We start from the raw sequence: 2,206 nt of genomic DNA, 5'->3' as shown, positions 1-2,206 counted from the left end.
GACCCTGTTCCTGACCCAAGGCTATGACAAAGCGAGCCTCAATGACGTGATTGCGTCCGCCGGCATCTCGAAGGGTGCTTTCTATCATTACTTCCCCTCCAAGGAGGCTCTCCTGGAGGCATTGGCCGATCGCTTTGCAAAACAGGCACTGGCTGGGGTCCAGGACATACTCCACGATCCCGGCCTCGACCCGCTTGGCCGCCTGAATGGCCTGCTCAGCCAGTCGCGGCGGGCCAAGATCGAAACCGCGCCGGAAGCTTGGGCTCTTTTCGAGACGATGTTCCGGCCTGAGAATCTGGTGCTTTTCCACCGTATCAATCTGGCCGCCAGCGCGTCGTTTTCACCGCTGCTGGTCAAGGTCATCAGGCAAGGAATCGAAGACGGCACCTTCAGGACCTTCGATCCGGAAGGTGTCGCCGACATCGTCATGCAATTCGGCATGGCCACGCGTGATGTCGTCGCCAAGGCCATTGCCGGCGGCAGCGACGCCGACATGGAGGCCGCGATCGAAGTCCTGGAGAAACGCGTCAGGCTCTACGAGATCGCCCTCGACCGCATACTGGGCCTGCCCGATGGAAGCATTCGGATCGGCGAGCCCGGCTATGTGCGCACCGTCATGACCGCCAGGCGGCGAACGAGTTCCGGCAAGGCGCGGTAGCTGGCCGAGCCTGATATCTAGTCCTTGTCCCAGCGCGGCCGGCGCATCGAAAACACCTCGTCGACGCTGGCATAGTCCATATAGCCGAGACGAGCGACATTGCCGGCCTTGGTGATGTCGAACAGGCCGTCCGTCAGGAAGGCGTCGTCGATATGCACGCCGACCACTTCACCGGCGACGATAACGGCACTTGTCGGCGACCCGTCCAGGGCCTTTGGCCGAAAAACTTCAGTCACCCGGCATTCGAGCGCGGCCGGCGCTGCCGCCACGCGCGGCGGGGCGACCAGGCGCGACGGCGCCATGGCAAGATCGGCATAGACGAACTCATTGACGCCGCGCGGAGCATTGACCGACGTGCGGTTCATCTTCTCCGCGAGATCGCGGCTGACCAGATTGGCCACGAACTCGCCGGTTTCCTGGGCGAAGGAGGCGCTGTCCTTCTCGCCTTCGGAGGAGAACCAGACGATGAAAGGCCGCGTCGAAACGGCATTGAAGAAGGAATACGGCGCGAGGTTGATCTCACCAGCCCTGTTCAGTGTCGAAATCCAGCCGATCGGACGCGGCGCCACGATCGCCTTCGAAGGGTCGTGCGGCAGGCCGTGGCCCTTTGAAGGCTCGTAGAACATTCAGCCGACCCACGGCCCCGAATAGTCACTGTACAGCTTTGCCGGATCGGGCCGGGGCCGCTCCGGCGCCGGGCCGGCATAGGAGCCGATATGGATGAAGCCGATGACCCGCTCCTGCGGCGCCAGCCCCAGCAGTGCCCTGCCCTCCGGCACATCCGAATACCAGTTGCTGATCATGTTGGTGCCAAAGCCCAGCGCGTTGGCTGATATCATCAGGTTCATCGCCGCCATGCCGCCCGACAGGAACATTTCCCATTGCGGGATTTTTGGATTCTCCCTGGGGACAGATACGACGCCGATCACCAGCGGTGCGCGCGAGAACCGCGCCAGTTCCTGATTGCGGCGGCCCTCCGTCAATGGGCCCTCCCGCTGCTCGGCAAGTGCTGCCAGTTGCCTGCCGATCTCGACGCGGGCGTCGCCACGGTAGAGGATGAAGCGCCAGGGCTCCAACCGGCCATGATCGGGCACCCGGGAGGCAGCAGTGATCATTGTCGCGATCTCCGCATCGCTCGGCGCCGGCTCCTTCAGATCTGGAATCGGTGCGGAGTTTCGGGTCAGCAGGAAGTCGATGATCGGCGACGCCATGGGCGCAAGTCTCCTGGACATTCTGTTTTGAGCTGAAGCGCACCATCGGGGATTCGGGCGGCTCGGGCATTGGCGCGGGATACGCCGGACGGAAGAGTCGTATCGGTCGGACTCTTAAGCCTTGAAATTGCCACCGCCATGGGCTTCAACGCAAGGCATGTTTGAGGGGACTGTCCGTCTTTTCCTGGTCTGGCTCGGCGCCCTGCTGTTCATGGCGCCGGTTTCGTTCGCCATGGCGCAGAATGTCGACGGTGTCAGCGACCTGAAGCTTCCGGGAATTTCGAGCTACGCGACGCCGAAAGGCGAGACGTCACTGGCGCTGAGCGGCGGCGGTGCC

At 63.0% G+C, this 2,206-nt stretch carries 3 protein-coding genes and 1 pseudogene; 2 read left to right on the top strand and 2 right to left on the bottom strand.

The annotated features are described in order from the left end of the window. The coding region (locus EN884_RS33900) for a TetR/AcrR family transcriptional regulator (RefSeq protein ID WP_164895348.1) at positions 1 to 658 on the top strand (658 nt) is incomplete at its 5' end. 17 nt (positions 659 to 675) lie between these two features. Here the strand turns inward: EN884_RS33900 and EN884_RS33895 are convergent. Together EN884_RS33895 and EN884_RS33890 are read right to left on the bottom strand one after the other, a co-directional pair. After that, entirely contained in the window at positions 676 to 1,284 is a 609-nt protein-coding gene (locus EN884_RS33895) for a flavin reductase family protein (RefSeq protein ID WP_024505354.1), read from the bottom strand. Further along, on the bottom strand, positions 1,285 to 1,869 hold the full coding sequence (locus EN884_RS33890) for a nitroreductase (protein WP_024505355.1): 585 nt from the start codon (positions 1,867 to 1,869) through the stop codon (positions 1,285 to 1,287). Between the two features lie 157 nt (positions 1,870 to 2,026). On the opposite strand from EN884_RS33890, the pseudogene EN884_RS33885 reads away from it, so the two are divergent. After that, positions 2,027 to 2,206 (top strand): annotated as a pseudogene (locus EN884_RS33885) (hypothetical protein); the annotation flags it as partial.

The sequence above is a fragment of the Mesorhizobium sp. M7A.F.Ca.AU.001.01.1.1 genome (genome assembly GCF_004022735.1).
GTDB classification, from domain to species: domain Bacteria; phylum Pseudomonadota; class Alphaproteobacteria; order Rhizobiales; family Rhizobiaceae; genus Mesorhizobium; species Mesorhizobium ciceri.
This window is presented reverse-complemented; position numbering and strand designations above follow the sequence as displayed.

Bases quoted from the DNA above. Each gene is read 5' to 3' on its own strand.
- EN884_RS33895 (WP_024505354.1), bottom strand. From the start codon at position 1,284: ATGTTCTACGAGCCTTCAAAGGGCCACGGCCTGCCGCACGACCCTTCG.
- EN884_RS33890 (WP_024505355.1), bottom strand. From the start codon at position 1,869: ATGGCGTCGCCGATCATCGACTTCCTGCTGACCCGAAACTCCGCACCG.